General features: G+C 66.0%; 3 protein-coding genes and 1 pseudogene. 2 read left to right on the top strand and 2 right to left on the bottom strand.

What is annotated here, in order from left to right; translation table 11 throughout:
* Together ACGFZS_RS49700 and ACGFZS_RS49695 are read right to left on the bottom strand one after the other, a co-directional pair.
* On the bottom strand, nt 1–185 hold a 185-nt coding region (locus ACGFZS_RS49700), incomplete at its 3' end, for an aldehyde dehydrogenase family protein (RefSeq protein ID WP_393800828.1).
* 178 nt (nt 186–363) lie between these two features.
* A pseudogene (locus ACGFZS_RS49695) lies at nt 364–666 on the bottom strand (5-deoxy-glucuronate isomerase); the annotation flags it as partial.
* A gap of 389 nt (nt 667–1,055) precedes the next feature.
* Between ACGFZS_RS49695 and ACGFZS_RS49690 the strand changes: the two are divergent.
* Both ACGFZS_RS49690 and ACGFZS_RS49685 read left to right on the top strand, forming a co-directional pair.
* Nucleotides 1,056–2,075, top strand: coding sequence for a sugar ABC transporter substrate-binding protein (locus tag ACGFZS_RS49690; RefSeq protein WP_393800827.1), 1,020 nt, complete (start codon nt 1,056–1,058; stop codon nt 2,073–2,075).
* Nucleotides 2,076–2,080: 5 nt separating this feature from the next.
* Nucleotides 2,081–2,823, top strand: a 743-nt coding sequence (locus ACGFZS_RS49685; protein ID WP_393800829.1) for an ABC transporter permease, incomplete at its 3' end; no start/stop codon positions are given.

Below are 2,823 nucleotides of genomic sequence, written 5' to 3'. Positions count from 1 at the left end.
AGGGAGGCCTGGCCCCAGGTCACGAAGGCGTCCTTGGCGGTCTGCACCGCCGCGTCGACCTCGTCGACCGAGGCGAAGGCGACCTTCGTGGTGACTGCGCCGGTGGCCGGGTCGGTGACCGGCCCGAAGTTGCCCGACGTGCCGTCGACGGACTTGCCGCCGATCCAGTGGTTGACGATCTTCATCGGTTGCGGGCTTCCTTACGTCGTAGGTGGGGCTGGGACAGGTGAGCCGCCCGCCGTCACACTCAGGTAGTACGCCTCGGCGAGGCTGTCGCCACTGGAGGTCTCGAAGTAGCGGATCTCCTCCGGCCGGTTCCCGGCCGGCATCAACACCTCTGCGACGATGAGCCTTTCGCACTCGAGAGCCCCTGTGCCGGCGCCGGTGAGCGGCCGAGGCGGGCTGGTGGTGAGGTGGCAGCTGCCGCTCGCAGCGCGCCCCGGCGAGGGCGAAGCAGCCACCACCTTGAGTGGCCAGGGCGACGTGAGTGTCGCGCGGTGTGTACACGAAGTCCGTGGCGCCGGTGAAAACGCTCTTGCGTCCGGTCAGCCGGAACGTCCGACGGCGGACGGCGACCGTGCAGGAGCCGGACAGCGGCAGGAGGATCCACTCGCTGTTGCCGGTGTCGAAGTGGTCCGGTTGACGCAGCTTCGGCGAACGGGGCATGGCGTGAGCTTCCTCGTACGGTCGCGGCATGAACGTGTGCGGCCCTGTCTGCAGATGCATCAGTCCGCGGCGGAGAACTCGCGGTGGATAACCTTCGCTCCTCGCCCGATCCATGGGTATTGCATCAATGAGATGGTCGCTCGGGGTTTTCTTGTATTCGGCACAGACGCCTGACTATTTCAGGTGTAGAGGTCAGGCGTAACCAGCGTCAAGTAATTGTTCTGACATCTTGCTCTGATGGACAAATGATGTCTTTGCAAACGTTGACCTCGGAGTGGCATGACGGTTCCATCTCGTCATAGGCAACAGCCGTGTTAACGGCGTGTGATCCGGAGCGTTCGCCCGGTCAGCCACACTCCCCTTCTGCCGCACAGTGAGGTGCCGGAAAGATGAACCGTTTGCCCCGCCCCCGTTCCAGCAGAACCATTCCCGCCGTTGCTGCCGCGGCGGTGGCCGCTCTGCTCGTGGCCGGCTGCTCCAGCAGTTCCGGAGGAAAGAAGTCCGAGGATGCCGGGAGCGGTATCTCGGCCGGCAAGGCCTCCACTCCCCGTATGACGGTCGCCATGATCACGCACGCGGCGCCGGGTGACACCTTCTGGGACACGATCCGCAAGGGCGCCCAGGCCGCGGCTGCCAAGGACAATGTCAAGCTCATCTACTCCAGCGACCCCACCGGCCCCAACCAGGCCAGCCTGGTCCAGAACGCGATCGACCAGAAGGTCGACGGGATCGCGGTCACCCTGGCCAAGCCGGACGCCCTGAAGGGAGCGGTCGCCAAGGCCGAAGAGGCCGGGATCCCCGTGGTGGGCTTCAACAGCGGCGTCGACGACTGGAAGAAGCAGGGCCTGCTCGAGTACTTCGGTCAGGACGAGACCATCGCCGGCGAGGCTTTCGGCCGCAGGCTCAACCAGGCCGGTGCCAAGCACACGGTCTGCGTGATCATGGAGCAGGGCCAGGTCGCCCTGGAGGCCCGCTGTGCCGGTGTGAAGAAGACCTTCTCCGGCAAGACCGACATTCTCTACGTCAACGGCACCGACATGCCGTCCGTGAAGGCGACGATCACGGCCAAGCTCAAGACGGACAGCTCCATCGACTACGTGACGACCCTCGGCGCCCCGTTCGCGATGACCGCCATCCAGTCCATCGCCGACGCCGGCAGCAAGGCCAAGCTCGCCACGTTCGACCTCAACAAGGACGCGGTCGGTGCCATCAAGGCCGGCAAGATCCAGTGGGCGATCGATCAGCAGCCCTTCCTGCAGGGGTACCTGTCGGTCGACTCCCTGTGGCTGTGCAAGACGAACGGCAACTACAGCGGCGGCGGTGAGGCGCCGGTACTGACCGGACCGGCCTTCGTCGACAAGTCCAACGTCGCGCGGATCGCCGAGTTCGCCGCGAAGGGAACCCGGTGACCACCATGACCCAGACCACGGCACCGGCGACGGGCTCCCCGTCACCGGCCCCGCCGGCCCTGGAGAAGGACGGCCGAACCACTGAACGGGCGCTGACGCTGAGGCTGTTGGCCCGCCCGGAGGTGGGCGTCTTCCTCGGCGCCCTCGCGGTGTTCGTCTTCTTCTTCGTCGCGGCGCCGGCCGTGCGCGACGGCAGCTCCATGGCGACGGTCCTGTACCAGTCCTCCACGATCGGCATCATGGCGCTGCCCGTGGCGCTGCTGATGATCGGCGGCGAGTTCGATCTGTCCGCCGGCGTCGCGGTGATCAGCTCGGCGCTCACGGCGAGTATGTTCGCCTTCCAGCTGACCCTGAACGTCTGGGCAGGCGTGATCGTCGCCCTGCTGGTGTCGCTGGTGATCGGCTTCCTCAACGGCTGGCTGGTCGTCAAGACCGGGTTGCCCAGCTTCCTGGTCACCCTGGGCAGCTTCCTGATCCTGCAAGGTGTGAACCTCGCTGCCACCAAGCTGGTCACCGGGAACGTCGCCACCGACGACATCAGCGACATGCAGGGCTTCGACCAGGCGCAGAAGATCTTTGCCTCGGCCTTCGACATCGGCGGCGTCCAGGTGAAGATCACGGTCTTCTACTGGATCGCCTTCGCGGTCCTGGGGACCTGGGTGCTGCTGCGCACCAAGTACGGCAACTGGATCTTCGCCGTCGGCGGCAACAAGGAGAGCGCCCGCGCGGTCGGCGTCCCGGTGAACTT

It is taken from the genome of Streptomyces sp. NPDC048288, assembly GCF_043201555.1.
Lineage (GTDB): Bacteria > Actinomycetota > Actinomycetes > Streptomycetales > Streptomycetaceae > Streptomyces.
The sequence above is the reverse complement of the archived record's forward strand: the minus strand, read 5'-3'. Positions and strand labels throughout refer to the sequence as shown.